The organism is Rhizobium sp. 42MFCr.1 (assembly GCF_000377185.1).
Taxonomy (GTDB): Bacteria; Pseudomonadota; Alphaproteobacteria; order Rhizobiales; family Rhizobiaceae; genus Rhizobium; species Rhizobium altiplani.
Genome location: NZ_KB897819.1, coordinates 184,003 through 199,253, shown reverse-complemented (window position 1 = coordinate 199,253; position 15,251 = coordinate 184,003). Strand labels below are relative to the sequence as shown.

Annotated in this window: 15 protein-coding genes; 7 read left to right on the top strand and 8 right to left on the bottom strand. The window is 61.8% G+C overall.

Features of this window, described 5'->3' with window-relative positions; translation table 11 throughout:
• Positions 1–25: 25 nt before the first annotated feature.
• The 7 genes from C934_RS0103345 to C934_RS0103315 form a co-directional block, all read right to left on the bottom strand.
• Positions 26–331 carry a hypothetical protein gene (locus C934_RS0103345; RefSeq protein WP_018116707.1) on the bottom strand — a complete coding sequence of 102 codons (306 nt, stop codon included), beginning with the start codon at positions 329–331 and terminating at the stop codon, positions 26–28.
• A 90-nt stretch (positions 332–421) separates the two neighbouring features.
• Positions 422–1,381, bottom strand: coding sequence for a 2-hydroxyacid dehydrogenase (locus tag C934_RS0103340; RefSeq protein ID WP_026371528.1), 960 nt, complete (start codon positions 1,379–1,381; stop codon positions 422–424).
• Positions 1,382–1,389: 8 nt separating this feature from the next.
• Positions 1,390–3,027: an ABC transporter ATP-binding protein gene (locus C934_RS0103335; protein WP_018855281.1), complete on the bottom strand. Its 1,638-nt coding sequence runs from the start codon at positions 3,025–3,027 to the stop codon at positions 1,390–1,392.
• Positions 3,024–4,172, bottom strand: a complete 1,149-nt coding sequence (locus C934_RS0103330) for an ABC transporter permease (RefSeq protein WP_018116710.1) — start codon at positions 4,170–4,172, stop codon at positions 3,024–3,026. Before C934_RS0103330 ends, C934_RS0103335 begins: the two co-directional genes overlap by 4 nt.
• Complete coding sequence (locus C934_RS0103325) at positions 4,172–5,266, bottom strand: microcin C ABC transporter permease YejB (protein WP_018116711.1); 1,095 nt, start codon at positions 5,264–5,266, stop codon at positions 4,172–4,174. Before C934_RS0103325 ends, C934_RS0103330 begins: the two co-directional genes overlap by 1 nt.
• Positions 5,267–5,423: 157 nt before the next feature.
• The gene (locus C934_RS0103320) at positions 5,424–7,262 is read right to left on the bottom strand and encodes an extracellular solute-binding protein (protein WP_018855280.1); all 1,839 of its coding nucleotides are present in this window, start codon (positions 7,260–7,262) and stop codon (positions 5,424–5,426) included.
• 116 nt (positions 7,263–7,378) lie between these two features.
• Positions 7,379–7,993, bottom strand: a complete 615-nt coding sequence (locus C934_RS0103315; RefSeq protein WP_018855279.1) for a TetR/AcrR family transcriptional regulator — start codon at positions 7,991–7,993, stop codon at positions 7,379–7,381.
• Between the two features lie 51 nt (positions 7,994–8,044).
• On the opposite strand from C934_RS0103315, the gene C934_RS0103310 reads away from it, so the two are divergent.
• From C934_RS0103310 to C934_RS0103280, 7 genes are all read left to right on the top strand, one after another.
• The gene (locus tag C934_RS0103310; RefSeq protein ID WP_018855278.1) at positions 8,045–8,617 is read left to right on the top strand and encodes a hydrolase; all 573 of its coding nucleotides are present in this window, start codon (positions 8,045–8,047) and stop codon (positions 8,615–8,617) included.
• Positions 8,618–8,735: 118 nt separating this feature from the next.
• Positions 8,736–9,806 (top strand): penicillin-insensitive murein endopeptidase, encoded by a 1,071-nt coding sequence (gene mepA / locus C934_RS0103305; protein WP_026371527.1) that lies wholly within the window; start codon positions 8,736–8,738, stop codon positions 9,804–9,806.
• Positions 9,807–9,897: 91 nt separating this feature from the next.
• Positions 9,898–10,278 (top strand): methylglyoxal synthase, encoded by a 381-nt coding sequence (locus C934_RS0103300; protein ID WP_018116716.1) that lies wholly within the window; start codon positions 9,898–9,900, stop codon positions 10,276–10,278.
• Between the two features lie 36 nt (positions 10,279–10,314).
• Positions 10,315–11,340 (top strand): glucokinase, encoded by a 1,026-nt coding sequence (locus tag C934_RS0103295; RefSeq protein WP_018855276.1) that lies wholly within the window; start codon positions 10,315–10,317, stop codon positions 11,338–11,340.
• A 95-nt stretch (positions 11,341–11,435) separates the two neighbouring features.
• The gene (locus tag C934_RS0103290) at positions 11,436–13,223 is read left to right on the top strand and encodes an ABC transporter ATP-binding protein (protein ID WP_018855275.1); all 1,788 of its coding nucleotides are present in this window, start codon (positions 11,436–11,438) and stop codon (positions 13,221–13,223) included.
• 17 nt (positions 13,224–13,240) lie between these two features.
• Positions 13,241–14,065: a 4-hydroxy-tetrahydrodipicolinate reductase gene (dapB, locus tag C934_RS0103285; protein WP_018855274.1), complete on the top strand. Its 825-nt coding sequence runs from the start codon at positions 13,241–13,243 to the stop codon at positions 14,063–14,065.
• Between the two features lie 21 nt (positions 14,066–14,086).
• Positions 14,087–14,722 carry a 2,3-bisphosphoglycerate-dependent phosphoglycerate mutase gene (locus C934_RS0103280; RefSeq protein ID WP_018855273.1) on the top strand — a complete coding sequence of 212 codons (636 nt, stop codon included), beginning with the start codon at positions 14,087–14,089 and terminating at the stop codon, positions 14,720–14,722.
• 64 nt (positions 14,723–14,786) lie between these two features.
• Here the strand turns inward: C934_RS0103280 and C934_RS0103275 are convergent, their stop codons facing one another.
• Positions 14,787–15,200 carry a winged helix-turn-helix transcriptional regulator gene (locus tag C934_RS0103275; protein WP_018855272.1) on the bottom strand — a complete coding sequence of 138 codons (414 nt, stop codon included), beginning with the start codon at positions 15,198–15,200 and terminating at the stop codon, positions 14,787–14,789.
• Positions 15,201–15,251 lie beyond the last annotated feature (51 nt).

Here is a 15,251-nt window from a genome sequence, read left to right as displayed (position 1 = left end):
AGTGACCGCGTGACCCGCCCCGTTTCTATTGCGCGGGGGCATTCGGCGTAGCCGGTGCCGGGTTCGATGCCGGCGGCTGAGACGGTGCCGGTGTTGGCTGCTGCGACTGAATCTGCTGTCCTGGCTGCTGCGGAGCAACCTCCACGGCTTCCTTCTTGCCCCAGATTTCGACCGGGATCCACACGATGAAGGCGAGCACCAGCGCGACGAGCAACACCATCAGGACACGGGTGCCCATGCGGCCTTGCTTCGCCTTGACCGGCGAAATCGTTTCCTCGGTATGAACCTTGCCATCCGCTTCTTCCCAGCGCGTTTCCGTCTGCTGAGCCATGCTTGTCTCCTTCCGATATCACGCGAGCCGACATCGGCCTGGCACCTCATCTCGGAGAAAAACGAATGGAAAGCGGCATGGTTCCTGCCGTCAGTAACCGCTCTGCCTGTCGACGACGAATTGCAACGGCTCGCCGCCCTCGTAGCGGGCGATTTGGCGTTCGACATGCCGGAAAAGGGCGGTTTCGTCGGATACGGCCGCGTCGTGCGGTGTGATGAACACGTTCTCCAGCCCCCAGAGCGGATCATCGGAGGGCAGGGGCTCGACGGCGAAGACGTCGATCGAGGCGCCGCCGAGCACGCCGCCTTCGACCGCGGCGACGATATCGGCCTGCACCTGGCTCTTTCCGCGCCCAGCATTGATGAACACTGGCTTGCCGAGCGCGCCGCCCTGCCGCAGCTTTGAAAACAGCGCTGCATTGTAAAAGCCGGTCGTCTCGGGCGTTAGCGGCAGTAGCCCGACGAGAAAGTCCGTCTTGGACAGGAACTCATCGAGTTGATCGGCGCTGAACGTCTCGACGCCTTCGATTTCCTTGCGGCTGCGCGACCAGCCGATGACGTTGAAGCCCATGACTTTCAGCTTGTAGGCCGCGTCCTGGCCGAGCACGCCAAGGCCCATGATGCCGACGGTGATTTCGGCCGCCTCCGGCGGTACCAGCCTGCCCCAGATGCGCGCCCGCTGATCCTTGTCGTGCTGATGCTGCTGCCGGAGATGCATGAGGCACTGCATCACCACCCATTCGCTCATGCGAGTCGTCAAACTGCGGTCGGAGAAGCGAACGATCGGCACATCGGGCAGGCCCGGCAGGTTCATGAAGCTGTCGACGCCGGCGCCACCCGAGAAGATGACCTTGAGATTGGGGGCGCGGTTGAAAAGGTCCGGGTCCGGCTTCCAGAGAAGCGCATAGTCGATGCCGGTCAGATCGCGATCCTTGTTGGCGGGATCGGCGAGATTGATGCTGCCGCGATCTGCAAAGGCGGTTTTCAGGATGCCGGCAACGGTGTCTGGATCGAACTTCAGATCGACGAGAATGGGCGGCTTTGCGGGCATGATAATCTTCACTGTTGGACGGCGGGCGTCGGGACCGCCTCGATGTTGAAGGCGGCAGCCATCAGGGCCTTGGTATAGTCGTCCTTCGGCGCACCGAAGATGTCGGCGGACGATCCTTGTTCGACGACCTTGCCGAAACGCATGACGATGACGTCGTTCGCCAGCGCTTTCACCACCTTCAGGTCGTGGCTGATAAAGAGGTAGGCGAGATCGTGCTTCTTCTGCAGATCGCGCAGGAGGTCGACGACCTGCGCCTGGACGCTCATGTCGAGCGCCGATGTCGGCTCGTCCAGCATCACGAAGCGGGGTTTGAGCACCATGGCGCGGGCAATGGCGATGCGCTGACGCTGTCCGCCGGAGAATTCGTGCGGATACCGCCAGCGAGTGAGTGGATCGAGTCCCACTTCCTCCAGCGCCCAGCAGACACGCTGGTCGCGCTCTTCGTAGGAGAGCGACCGTTCATGCACCTTGAGCCCCTCGGCGATGATGTCGCCGACGGACATGCGGGGGCTGAGCGAGCCGTAGGGATCCTGGAACACGACCTGCAACTGGTTGCGCAGCGGCCGCATTTCCGTAAATGAATAGCTGGCTATATCCTTTCCGACGAAGCTGATCCGGCCCTGCGACGAGATCAGCCGCGTCAGCGCGAGACCGAGCGTCGTCTTGCCGGAACCGGATTCGCCGACGACGCCGAGCGTTTGGCCCGCGCGCAGCTGCAGATCGATGCCGTCGACGGCCTTCACATGATCGACGACCTTGCGCATGAGCCCGGCCTTGATCGGGAACCAGACGCGGATATCCGATCCCTGCATCACGATGGGCTTCGAGGAGTCTGTACGCGGTGGCTCGCCACGCGGCTCGGACGCCAGGAGATGCCGGGTATAGTCGTGCTTCGGGTTGCGGAAGACCTCTTCCACAGTGCCGGTCTCGACGATCTTGCCCTTGGTCATCACGCAGACCCGGTCGGCGAACTTGCGCACGATGCCGAGGTCGTGGGTGATGAAGAGCATGGACATGCCATGCTGGCCCTTCAATTGCCGCAGCAGTTCAAGGATCTGCGCCTGCACGGTGACGTCGAGCGCGGTCGTCGGCTCGTCCGCGATCAAAAGCTCCGGCCGGTTGGCGAGCGCCATGGCGATCATCACGCGTTGCCGCTGGCCGCCGGAAAGTTCGTGTGGGTAAGCCTTCAGCCGTTTTTCCGGTTCGCGAATGCCGACCTGGTTGAGGAGTTCGAGAATCCGCTTGCGCGCGGCCTGTCCCTTCACACCCTGATGCAACTCGAGAATCTCGGCGATCTGCTTCTCGATCGTGTGCAGCGGGTTGAGCGAGGTCATCGGCTCCTGGAAGATCATCGTGATGTCGTTGCCACGCACCTCACGCAACGCCTTGTCGGATGCCTTCAGGAGGTCCTTGCCCTTGAACAGGATTTCGCCGGAGGGATGGCTGGCCGCGGGGTAGGGGAGCAACCGCAGGATCGAATTGGCGGAGACGGATTTGCCCGAGCCGGACTCGCCGACCAGCGCCACGACCTCGCCCTTGCGGATCTCGAAGGAGACGTGATCGACAGCCAGCGATGTGTCGCCGCCCTGGTGGAATGCCACCGAGAGATCGCGAACGGACAGCAATGTTTCGGCAGCGTCACTCATTGAAACGTCTTCCTGGGATCGAATGCATCGCGAACCGCCTCGCCGATGAAGATCAACAGCGACAGCATGATCGACATGGTGAAGAACGCGGTCAGCCCGAGCCACGGCGCCTGCAGGTTGGCCTTGCCCTGTGCGATCATCTCGCCGAGCGACGGCGAGCCCGGCGGCATGCCGAAGCCGAGGAAGTCGAGCGAGGTCAGCGTCGTGATCGAGCCCGACAGGATGAACGGCAGGAAGGTCAGCGTCGCGACCATCGCGTTCGGCAGCAGGTGGCGCCACATGATCGTCCGGTTGCCGACGCCCAGCGCTCGCGCCGCCCTGACATACTCGAAATTGCGAGCCCGCAGGAACTCGGCGCGCACGACGCCGACGAAGCCAACCCAGGAGAAGAGCAGCATGATCCCGAGCAGCACGAAGAAGCCGGGAGGCAGGATCGCCGCGATGATCAGGAGAATGTAGAGCACCGGCATCGACGACCAGATCTCGATGAAGCGTTGCAGCAGCAGATCCGTCCAGCCGCCGAAATAGCCCTGGATGGCGCCGGCGGTGACGCCGATGACGGCCGAGCAGATGGTCAGCACCAGACCGAACAGCACGGAGATGCGGAAGCCGTAGATGACGCGGGCAAGCACGTCTCGTGCCTGATCGTCCGTGCCGAGCCAATTGAGATTGCCGAAATTGCAGCCGGGATCGGCCGCTCCCTGCGGATATCCGGAGCAGCGCTCTTCCTTGCTCATCAGCCAGAAGGGCGGAGTCGGCGCAGAATGCGGGATGTTCGAATTGACCGAACGATAGGAGTAGCGGATCGGCGGCCAGATCATCCAGCCATTGGCATTGATTTCGTCCGCGATGACGTCGGAGCGATAGTCCGTTTCGGCGAGGAACCCGCCGAACCTCTCTTCGGGATAGTTGACCAGGACGGGGAAGAGGATCTCGCCCTTGTAGCTGGCGACGATCGGCCGGTCGTTGGCGATGAACTCGGCAAACAGGCTGAGCACGAACAGCACAAGGAACAGCCACAAGGACCAGTAACCGCGCCGGTTGGCCTTGAAATTCTTCCAGCGGCGGATGTTGGTCGGCGACAGCAGGCCCTTGCGCGGCGGCTTGACCGGCGTTGCGGTCGTCGGATTGGCGGCGGTGTCCATCAGACCTCCCTCCGCTCGAAGTCGATGCGCGGATCGATCCATGTGTAGATCAGGTCGGAAATCAGGCTGACGAACAGGCCGAGCAGCGAGAAGATGTAGAGCGTCGCAAACACGATCGGATAGTCGCGGTTGACGACCGAGAGATAGCCGAGCCGCCCTAGGCCATCGAGCGAGAAGATGTTCTCGATCAGCAGCGAGCCGGTGAAGAAGGCGGAGATGAAGGCGCCGGGGAAGCCGGCGATGATGATCAGCATGGCGTTGCGGAAAACGTGGCCGTAGAGCACCTGCCGTTCGTTCAGCCCCTTCGCCCGGGCGGTCACCACATACTGCTTCTTGATCTCCTCGATGAAGGAGTTCTTGGTGAGCAGCGTCGTTGTCGCGAAGGCTGCCAGGGAAAGCGAAATCAGCGGCAGCGTCAGGTGCCAGAAATAGTCGAGTGGTTTCTGCCACCAGGCGAGCTGGTCGAAATTGTCGGAGACGAGGCCTCGCAGCGGGAACCAGTCATAGAAGGATCCGCCGGCAAAGAGCACGATCAGCAGGATACCGAACAGGAAGCTCGGAACCGCATAGCCGATGATGATGACGCCAGAGGTCCAGACGTCGAAGGTCGAGCCGTCCTTGACCGCCTTCCGGATGCCGAGCGGGATCGAGATGCCGTAGGAAAAGATCATGATCCAGACGCCGAGCGAAGCCGAGACCGGCAGCTTCTCCTTGATCAGGTTCAGCACGGAGGTGTTGCGGAAGAAGCTTTCGCCAAAGTCGAAGCGGATGTAGTTCCACATCATCTCGCCGAAGCGCGTCAGCGGCGGCTTGTCGAAGCCGAACTGCTTTTCGAGCTTGGCGATGAGCTCAGGATCGAGCCCCTGGGCGCCGCGGTATTTCGAGCCGCCTTCGTCAAGACCGCCGCCGCCGAGAAGGTCGCCGCCGCCTCCGGAAAGCCGCGAGTCCGCGCCCTGCGCATCGCCGGTCAGTTGCGCAATCACCTGCTCGACCGGACCGCCGGGTGCGAACTGGATGACAGTAAAGGAGATGGCCATGATGCCGATGATCGTCGGGATCATCAAAAGCAGGCGGCGAAAGATATAGGCGCCCATTAGTAAGGACCCTTCCGGGAAAGCTTGCGTCGAGCGCTGTCCAGTCTATCGCCGTTCAATCCGTGCGGTCTCCTCGTGGTGTGGGCAGGCACGTTACGCCTTGTCCTGATTCGCATGGTTCATTTGGAGCCCAGCCGTCAGGCCAATGCAAGCCTGCTCATTTTGCCGCGGCGGATGACCACCAAACATCGGGGAAGCCGGTCGCATAGGTCGGATATTCGGCCGGCCGCGTGACGGTGTTCCAATAGGCGATCGATTGCGTGCCGCGATAAAACAGCGGCACGACATAGTGCCCCGCTAGGAGCACGCGGTCGAGCGCCTTGATCGCCGCAACCTGCTCGTCGCGGTTGGGGGCGAAGATCACCATGCGGATCAGTGCGTCGATCGCCGGATCGGCAATGCCCGCATAGTTGCGGGAACCCTGCTGGTTAGCCGATCCCGAGCCCCAATAGTCGGCCTGCTCGTTGCCGGGGTTCATCGTCTGCGCCCACACATTCCAGATCATGTCGTAGTCGAAGCTGCGCACCCGGTTGGTGTATTGCGAGGCATCCACGGTCCGGACGCGCGCATCGATGCCGATCTTCTTCAGATTGTTGGTATAAGGCACCGCCCAGCGTTCCAGCATCGGGCTCGACAGCAGGATCTCGAAGCTCATCGGCTTGCCGGTCTTGGTATTGACCATGCGGTTGCCCTTGATCTCCCAGCCCGCTTCCTTGAACAGCCCGATCGCCTTGCGCAGGTTGTCGCGGCTCTTCTGCGGATCGCCGCCGACCGGATTGGTATAGGGCGTAGTGAAGACCGCGGGCGACAGCTTGTCCTTGAGGCCACCAAGGATCTCCAACTCCCGGCCCTCAGGCAGACCCGAGGAGGCAAGCTCGGTGTTCCAGAAATAGCTGTCGATGCGCTTGTAGGTGTTGAAGGCGACGGTGCGGTTCAGCTCCTCGAAGTCGAAGCCGTAATTCAGCGCCTCGCGAACCTTTTCGTCCTTGAAGATATCGCGACGGGTGTTCGGCACCAGAGCCTGCATGATGCCAGTGGCGCGCAGTGCGTTGGGGACGTCCTCCTTCTTCACGCGCCCGTCCTTGACGGCGGGGAAATCATAGCCGGTCGCCCAGCGTGCCGCCTGCGTCTCCTGCCAATAGTCACTGTTGCCGGCCCGGAAGGCCTCGAACTCCACGTCCCGATCGCCGAAATAGGTGTAGGTGATAGAGCCGAAATTGTTCTGGCCAACATTCACATTGAGGTCCTTGCCCCAGTAGTTGTCGCGCAACTCGTAGCGGATCGTCGCGCCCGGCGCGAAGGCAGCGATCTTGTAGGGGCCGGATCCCATCACCGGCTCGAGCGTCGTCCTGGAAATGTCGCGCGGCTTGCCGTCCGGTCCCGCGCCCTCCCACCAGTGCTTCGGCACCACGGTCAGCTGTCCCAGGATATTGGGAAGCTCCTTGTTGTTCTTCTCGTCGAAGGTGAAGGTCACGTCGCGTTCGCCCGTCTTCTCGGCCTTTACGACATGCTTGTAGTAGTTGGACAGGAGCGGATTGAGCTCCTTCGATTTGTCGAAACTGAAGACGACGTCATCAGGCGTCACCGGCTTTCCGTCGGCCCACTTGGCTTCCGTGCGCAGCCGGAAGGTCGCGCTCGACACGTCGTCGGGAAAGGAAAGCCCTTCCGCCAACAGGCCGTAGGAGGCGAGCAGCTCGTCGTCGGCCGATTTCATCAGCGTTTCGAAAGGCAGCGTCAGACCGACTGCCGTTTCGCCCTTCGAAAGCAGCGGATTGAAGGTGTCGTAGGTGCCGGAGGCGGAAAGCCGCAAGTTACCGCCCTTCGGCGCATCCGGATTGACGTAGTCAAAATGCTTGAATCCCGGCTTGTATTTCAGCGCGCTGATGACGGAACTGCCGATCTGGAAATTTGGCTCCTGGGCAACGGCCTGCAAGGGCAGCGCCATTGCGCCGAGAAGAGAAAACACCACACCAAATTTCGACCACGTAAGCGCCATTCGCCAACCCCGATTGTTTTTCTGCTTTCGCCGACAATAGGCGAAAAACAGGCGAAAAACAGGTGAGCCAACAGTTTTTGTCCGGCTCGCGGGATCGTGACCAAGGCTGCGGCCCGTCAGGTCGTTGCTTCCTCCAGTCGTTTCCTCAGCATTCTACGCAGTTCCGCCGTCATGCGTGGGTCGCCTCCGAGATCCGGATCGTGCGCTGCGGTCACGATGATCCGAAGGAGTTCAAGCACCAGTGCCGCAAGCAACTCCACGTCGTCGCCAATCGACGGCGCGGCCTTGCGCAGCAGCGCGGTGATATTGCCGCGCAGTTCTGCCCGCGATTGCACCTTGCGTTCCTTGGGAATGTCCCGGCGCGCCGCCAGCACAGGGAACTCACGATGCTCCTCGAGAAAGGCGCCAAGTCGGGCAAATATCGCGTCGCCGATTTCCGCCGCACGCTTGCCGTCCACGGTCGCCTGCAGATCCACCAGCGCCGCGTTGAGCTGCCGCAGCCGTTCGAGATGGAGCGCTTCCGCCAGAAGCACCTTGGTCGGGAAGAACTGGTAGAGCGAGCCGATCGAGGACTTCGCCTCGGCAGCGATCTCGGTCATCGTCGCGGCTTCGTAGCCTTTGTCGAGAAACACCCTGGCTGCCGCCTCGGTCAGAACGGCAACGCGCTCCCGCCCGCGCTTCTGCTTCGGCGAACGTTTCGTCGGATCCAGGCTTGATTTTTGTGAGGGCATCCTCATACTTTCAATTGTGAGGATATCCTCATATCTATTTTGGAGCCTTCCATGTCCCTCTACGATCCCAAGACCACGGCCCTGATCTCCATCGATCTGCAGGGCTTCATCATTTCCAGGCCTGTCGCGCCCCATTCCGCCCAGCAGGTAATCGAAAATACCGCCACGATCGCCAAGTCGCTGAAATCCGCCGGCGGCACCACGATTTTCGTGACTGTCGGATTTTCCGCAGACTATGCCGATGCTGTCAACCAGCCAACTGACGAGCCGATTGTCTTCCCACAGGGTGGACTGCCGGCCGAAGCCCTGCGCGAGCCGCCTGAGATCGCGGCGCTCACGCCCGATGTGCGCATCACCAAGCATCAATGGAGCGCCTTTTACGGGACTGAAATCGACCTGCAACTGCGCCGCCGCGGCATCAAGACCGTGGTTCTCACCGGCATCGCCACCAATTTCGGTGTCGAGGCCACCATTCGCGATGCCTTCGCGCACAATTATGCGGTCATCGCCGTCGAGGATGCGATGACGACGTTCTCGGCCGAGATGCATGCCTTTGCCTGCGAGCGCATCTTCCCGCGCCTTGCCCGGGTGCGCAAAACCGCCGACATTCTTGCTAACGCCTGAGCCTCACAATGCTGCCTGACTGGGCATGGGCGAAAACATCGATTCACCAAAATTGCTTTTCACGGTAGATTCGATCGCAAATCACTCGGCCGCGGCCCGCAGACGCTCAGGACATGGCATGGCTCTCCATACCACCAGGACTTTCCAGACTTTTTTGAAATTGGCATTCGCCGGCGTGCTCGGCGCAAGCCTTGTTGCCGGCGAAGCCGGCGCCGAACAGAAGCAACCGAGTCCCGGGAGCGCCAAGGCGATTTTCGGTTCCGTCTCCCTGCCGAACCAGGGTGCGGCGCAGCCTTTCGGCTTCTATGCGAAAGGCTGCATGTCCGGCGCTGTCGCGCTGCCGGTCGATGGGCCGACCTGGCAGACCATGCGGCTTTCGCGCAATCGCCGCTGGGGCAATCCGGCGATGATCTCGCTCCTGGAGCGGCTGTCTCGTGATGCGGCACAGTATGATGGATGGCCGGGCCTGCTCGTCGGCGACATCTCGCAGCCGCGCGGCGGGCCGATGTTCAACGGCCATGCTTCGCACCAGATCGGACTTGATGCAGATGTCTGGCTGACGCCAATGCCCGCTCATCCCCTGAGCATCGAGGAACGTGAAACGCTGCCTTTCACGACGATGTTGCAGAAGAATGCGTTTCTGACGATAAATCCCAATGTCTGGACCGAATCGCGCGCCCGCCTGTTGATGCGCGCGGCGAGCTATCCGCAGGTCGAGCGGATCTTCGTCAATCCGGCCATCAAGAAGAAGATGTGCGACACCTGGACGGGCGACCGCACCAATCTCGGCAAGCTGCGGCCGATCTACGGTCACGATTCACACTTCCACATCCGCATCAAGTGCCCGCCGGGCACAACCTCTTGCAAGCCGCAAGCGCCGGTGCCCGCCGATGATGGATGCGGCAAGCCGCTCGCATGGTGGTTCACGAAGGAACCATGGGCGCCGCCGAAGCCGCCAAAGCCCGGCACGAAGCCCGCCAAGCCGCGCGAAGTCATGGTCTCCGATCTTCCGAACGCCTGCTCGTCGGTTCTCGCAGCGCCATCCGTCGACTCCATTCAGGCCGCGACGTTTGGTGGAACCCCCGGCGCTCCGGCGATTGCGCCGATGGCGGTGATGCCTGCAACGGCATCCGACGATGCACTGCCTGACATTGGCCCGGTGCCGGACGACAAGCCGTCCGGTGAGTAGGCGTTGCCATGGGGGCGACGGTCTTTCAAAAGACGGACGCTTCGTATAGAAGCAGCCAAATCGATTGAATTTTCAGGCGGAGGTCCTTTTCATGGCCGGCGGCAAGTGCCTTGCATTGATTGCGCATGACCAGAAGAAGGACGACATGGCGGAGTTCGCACGCCGCCACCGCGAGACATTCGCGAACTGGAAGATCGTCGCCACCGGCACGACCGGCGGCCGCGTGTTGGAGGCTGCTCCAGACCTCGACGTGACACGCTTGAAGAGCGGCCCGCTCGGCGGCGACCAGCAGATCGGTGCCCTGATTGCCACAGGCGAAGTCGACGTGTTGATCTTTTTTGTCGATCCTCTGACGCCGATGCCGCATGATGTCGATGTCAAGGCTTTGATGCGGCTTGCAATCGTTTACGATATCCCGATGGCGCTGAACGAAGCGACCGCCGACAAGCTTATTGCCACCCTTCACGCGTAACCGGCGCTTGAATAGCGCGCACGCACGGAACCTGCCATGCCCCAGCTCGATACCCGCGACACCGCCATGCCCTTCCCGATCCTGATCGGCGATATCGGCGGCACCAATGCCCGTTTTGCGATCATCCCCGACGCCACGGCAGAGCAGATCCATTTTCCGAATGTCCGCACCGCCGATTTCGAGACGATCGACGATGCGATCCGAAGCTGCATTCTCGAAAAGAGCAGCCTGCGGCCGCGCTCGGCGATTCTCGCCGTCGCCGGACCGATCAGCGCGGACGAGATCCCGCTGACGAACTGCGACTGGGTTGTCCGCCCGCGCACGATGATCGCTGGACTCGGCATCGAGGACGTGCTCGTTGTCAACGACTTTGAGGCGCAGGCCCTGGCAATTGCCAACCTCTCGGACGAGAACCGCGAGCGCCTTGGCGATGCGTCGGGCAAAATGGTCGCATCCCGTGTCGTCCTCGGCCCCGGCACCGGCCTCGGCGTCGGCGGCCTCGTCCATGCACGCGGCTCATGGATTCCGGTGCCGGGCGAGGGTGGTCACGTCGATCTCGGGCCACGCACCGCGCGAGACCTGCAGATCTTCCCGCATGTGGAAACGATTGAGGGCCGTGTCTCGGCAGAGCAGATCCTTTGCGGCCGTGGTATCGTCAATCTCTACTTGGCGATCTGCACGGCGGATGGCATCGAGCCCGTTTACGCCGACCCTGCTGATATCACCTCGCACGCGCTCGCCGGCTCCGACCCGGTTGCCGTCGAGACGATCAGCCTGTTCTCGACCTATCTCGGCCGTGTCGCCGGCGACATGGCGATGATCTTCATGGCCCGCGGCGGAGTCTTCCTTTCCGGCGGTATCTCGCAGAAGATCCTGCCGGCGCTGAAGAAGCCGGAATTCCGTGCCGCGTTCGAGGACAAGGCGCCGCATTCCGAGCTGCTTTCGACGATCCCGACCTATGTCGTCACCCACCCGCTTGCGGCTGTCGCAGGGCTCTCGTCCTATGCCCGCAACCCCGAGAGCTTCGGCGTCTCGACCGACGGCCGCCGCTGGCGGGCGTAACACTCTGGTCAAAAGGCTGCCAACTCTTTATAGACCCGCGCGAGCGCACGCAGTCATGAGGACATGCGTGTCCTGACACACAGGAAGACTGATTTTTGCAAGCACCGGACACCAAGCAGACGCCCGTAAACAGCGACAGCATCACCGGCATCTTGAAGCGCATCATCGCAGAGAACGGCCGGGATCATCTCTGGGGCTATGTTTTCGCGATCAGCTGCCTCGTCATCGTTGCCTTGTCGACGGCGTACACCGCCTGGATCATGAAGTCTGTCATCAACGAGGCGTTCGAACACCGACGTGCCGACATCGTCTGGGTGATCTGTTTCACCATCTTCGTAGCCTTCGTGTTGCGCGGCTTTGCAAGCTACGGTCAGGCGGTGGTGCTGTCGAAGATCGGCAACAACATCGTGGCGCGGTACCAGCAGCGTGCCTATGCGCACCTGATGAAGCTGTCGCTCGGATACTTCAACCAGACACGCTCGGCTCACGTCGTTGCACAGCTCAATCAGAACATCGGCGGCATCCGTGATGTGATGAACCTGACGATCACGTCGACGGTGCGCGATCTCCTGACGTTCGTCTCCCTGCTCGCCGTTATGATCATTCAGGATCCGCTGCTCAGCCTGGCGGTGTTTGTTCTGGCGCCGCCTCTTCTTTATGCACTGCGATACGTGTCGAAGCGGCTTCGCGTGGCAACCAAGGAGGCGATCAACGTCAACAGCCACGTCGCCGGTGCGATGCAGGAAACCATCCAGGGTATCGCCATCGTCAAGGCCTTCACCATGGAGCGCCAGCTCGAGCAGAAGGTCGACAAGCTTGTCCAAAGCGCGGAATGGCGCGCCAACCGCATCGCCCGCCTGTCCGAACGCACGGCGCCACTTACCGAAAGCTTCGCCGGCCTGGCGGTGGCGAGCGTCCTTGCCTATGCCGCTTACGGGACGATCTATAACAACATTCCGCCGGGCGCGTTCTTCTCCTTCGTAACGGCATTGCTGCTCGCCTATGATCCGGCGCGCCGCCTCGCACGTCTTCAGGTGCAGATGGAGCGTGCTGTCGTCAACGCCCGCATGATCTATGAATTCCTCGATACGGTGCCGCATCAGCGCGATGTGCCCGGCGCAAAGCCGCTCGTCGTGACGGAAGCCAAGATAGAGTTCCGCAACGTCTCCTTCGCCTATGGCGACGATGAAGTTCTTCGCGATGTCAGCCTTGTTGCCGATGGCGGAAAGACGACGGCGCTCGTCGGGCCGTCGGGCGCCGGCAAATCGACGATCATCACGCTCATTCCGCGCTTCTACGATCCGAAGGCAGGCCAGATCCTGATCGATGGTCAGGACATTGCGCATGTGACGAAACGGTCGCTGCGCGAGCAGTTGGCCTATGTCTCCCAGCAGCCCTATCTCTTTGAAGGTTCGATCCGCGACAACATCCGCTACGGCCGCCCGGAGGCGACGGATGAGGATGTTGAGCGCGCCGCGCGCCTTGCCTATGCGCACGAGTTCATCCTGGCGCAGCCGCAAGGCTACGACACGCCGGTCGGCGAGAACGGCGTGACGCTTTCCGGCGGCCAGCGCCAACGGCTTTCGATCGCCCGCGCCCTTGTCCGCAACGCGCCGATCCTGCTCCTGGATGAGGCGACCTCGGCACTGGACACGGAGTCGGAAGCCGCGGTGCAGAAGGCACTCGATGGCGCCATGGTCGGACGCACGGTGGTTGTCATTGCCCACCGCCTGTCCACCGTTGTCCGCGCCGACAAGATAGTCGTCATGCAACAGGGCCGCGTCATCGAAGAAGGCAATCACGATAGCCTTGCGCAGCGTAGCGACGGTCTTTACGCTCGCCTCAACAATCTTCAGAGGCCAGCCGCCTCGGATGCCCGCTGATAGGATGATCGACTGACATGACCGATGCTGCGATGAAACTGGTTGTAGTTGGCGCGGCAGGGCGCATGGGGCAGACGCTTATCCGTCTCATCCACGCCATCGATGGCGTGACGCTGCATGCCGCGGTCGAACGTCCGGGCTCTCCCTTCGTCGGCAAGGATGCTGGCGAAATTGCCGGTCTCGGCGCGAATGGCGTTATCATCGGCGATGATCCGCTGGCGGCCTTTCTGCATGCCGAAGGCGTCCTCGATTTCACGTCGCCCGCCGGCACCGTGGAGTTCGCGGCGCTGGCTGCGCAGGCGCGCATTGTCCATGTCATCGGCACGACCGGCTGCTCTGCTGATGACGATGCGAAGATCGCGGCTGCGGCGCGTCACGCCCGTGTCGTCAAATCAGGCAATATGGGGCTCGGCGTGAACCTGCTCAGCGTTCTTGTCGAGCAGGCCGCTCGTGCGCTGGATCCCGCAGACTGGGATATCGAAGTGCTTGAAATGCACCACAAGCGCAAGGTCGATGCCCCTTCGGGCACGGCGCTGCTCTTGGGTGATGCGGCTGCCAAGGGTAGGGGCGTCGATCTCGCCTCGCATTCGGTGCGGGTGCGCGACGGCCACACCGGTCCGCGCGAGCAGGGCACAATCGGGTTTGCCACGCTGCGCGGCGGCTCGGTTGTCGGCGAGCATTCGGTGATCTTTGCCGGAGAAGGCGAAACGGTGACGATGTCGCACAGCGCCACCGATCGCTCGATCTTCGGCCGCGGTGCCGTCAAGGCAGCGCTCTGGGCGCGCGACAAGAAGCCCGGTCTCTATTCCATGCTCGACGTGCTCGGGCTTTCTTCAAAGTAATCTATTTCGGAGGCATTTTTCATGAGCGGCACTCTCGTCCTCGTTCGCCACGGCCAGAGCGACTGGAACCTCAAGAACCTTTTCACCGGCTGGAAGGACCCTGAACTGACCGAGCTCGGCATTCAGGAAGCCAACACCGGCGGCAAAGCGCTCGCCGATTACGGCATCAAGTTCGACGTCGCCTTCACCTCGGACCTGAAGCGCGCCCAGGACACCCTGAAGATCATTCTCGACAACGTCGGTCAGCCGGACCTCAAGACCTTCAAGGATCAGGCGCTGAACGAGCGCGATTACGGTGATCTTTCCGGCCTCAACAAGGATGACGCCCGCGCCAAGTGGGGTGAGGAGCAGGTCCACATCTGGCGTCGTTCCTACGACGTACCGCCTCCGGGCGGCGAAAGCCTGCGCGACACCGGTGCCCGCGTCTGGCCTTACTACCTGACGGAAATCCTGCCCAGGGTCCTGCGCGGCGAAAAGGTGCTGGTCGCTGCCCATGGCAACTCGCTGCGTTCGCTTGTCATGGTGCTCGACCGCCTGTCCAAGGAACAGATCCTCGCGCTCAATCTCGCGACGGGCGTTCCCATGGTCTATAAGCTCAACGCCGACTCGACCGTCGCTTCCAAGGAAGTGCTCGGCGATATGTCCGGCGCGCATTGACATCAAGGCGCCGCGCATCTGTTGTTGCTGCGCGGCGCTTTTCCAACTTGTTGGCACCGGCTTTTTAGCCTTCTGACGTGCTTTCCGCCTGAGGCGCCTTCTTCCGGGCAGCCTCGAAATCCGGTAGACGATTGGCGATCCACTGCCAGAGCGTCACCACCTCCACCAGAAGCTCACCGCCAAGCGGCGTCAATTCGTATTCCACGCGTGGCGGCACCTGCGGGTAGAGCGTCCGCGTCACTAGGCTGTCGCTCTCAAGCGTCCGCAGCGTCTGCGTCAGCACCTTCTGGCTGATCCCATCCACCCGTTCCAGAACGCGCGAAAAGCGCAAGGGGCCTTTTGCCTCAGCCAATATGTGCATGACGCGCAGCGGCCATTTGGCACTGGCGCGCTCCAGCATCGCGCGCGCAAGAGCGTCCTCCTCGTCCGTCAGCGTTTCACAGAAGTCGAATGTATGATCGTTCAGGACAGTTACCATAAGGTATGTATAGATCCTCAGGGTACCTTCTTTCAAGATGAAACTGCCTCG

Excerpts from the sequence above, each read along its gene's own strand:
- C934_RS0103345 (WP_018116707.1), bottom strand. The coding sequence starts at position 331 with ATGGCTCAGCAGACGGAAACGCGCTGGGAAGAAGCGGATGGCAAGGTT.
- C934_RS0103340 (WP_026371528.1), bottom strand. The coding sequence starts at position 1,381 with ATGCCCGCAAAGCCGCCCATTCTCGTCGATCTGAAGTTCGATCCAGAC.
- C934_RS0103335 (WP_018855281.1), bottom strand. The coding sequence starts at position 3,027 with ATGAGTGACGCTGCCGAAACATTGCTGTCCGTTCGCGATCTCTCGGTG.
- C934_RS0103330 (WP_018116710.1), bottom strand. The coding sequence starts at position 4,172 with ATGGACACCGCCGCCAATCCGACGACCGCAACGCCGGTCAAGCCGCCG.
- C934_RS0103325 (WP_018116711.1), bottom strand. The coding sequence starts at position 5,266 with ATGGGCGCCTATATCTTTCGCCGCCTGCTTTTGATGATCCCGACGATC.
- C934_RS0103320 (WP_018855280.1), bottom strand. The coding sequence starts at position 7,262 with ATGGCGCTTACGTGGTCGAAATTTGGTGTGGTGTTTTCTCTTCTCGGC.
- C934_RS0103315 (WP_018855279.1), bottom strand. The coding sequence starts at position 7,993 with ATGCCCTCACAAAAATCAAGCCTGGATCCGACGAAACGTTCGCCGAAG.
- C934_RS0103310 (WP_018855278.1), top strand. The coding sequence starts at position 8,045 with ATGTCCCTCTACGATCCCAAGACCACGGCCCTGATCTCCATCGATCTG.
- mepA (WP_026371527.1), top strand. The coding sequence starts at position 8,736 with ATGGCTCTCCATACCACCAGGACTTTCCAGACTTTTTTGAAATTGGCA.
- C934_RS0103300 (WP_018116716.1), top strand. The coding sequence starts at position 9,898 with ATGGCCGGCGGCAAGTGCCTTGCATTGATTGCGCATGACCAGAAGAAG.
- C934_RS0103295 (WP_018855276.1), top strand. The coding sequence starts at position 10,315 with ATGCCCCAGCTCGATACCCGCGACACCGCCATGCCCTTCCCGATCCTG.
- dapB (WP_018855274.1), top strand. The coding sequence starts at position 13,241 with ATGACCGATGCTGCGATGAAACTGGTTGTAGTTGGCGCGGCAGGGCGC.
- C934_RS0103280 (WP_018855273.1), top strand. The coding sequence starts at position 14,087 with ATGAGCGGCACTCTCGTCCTCGTTCGCCACGGCCAGAGCGACTGGAAC.
- C934_RS0103275 (WP_018855272.1), bottom strand. The coding sequence starts at position 15,200 with ATGGTAACTGTCCTGAACGATCATACATTCGACTTCTGTGAAACGCTG.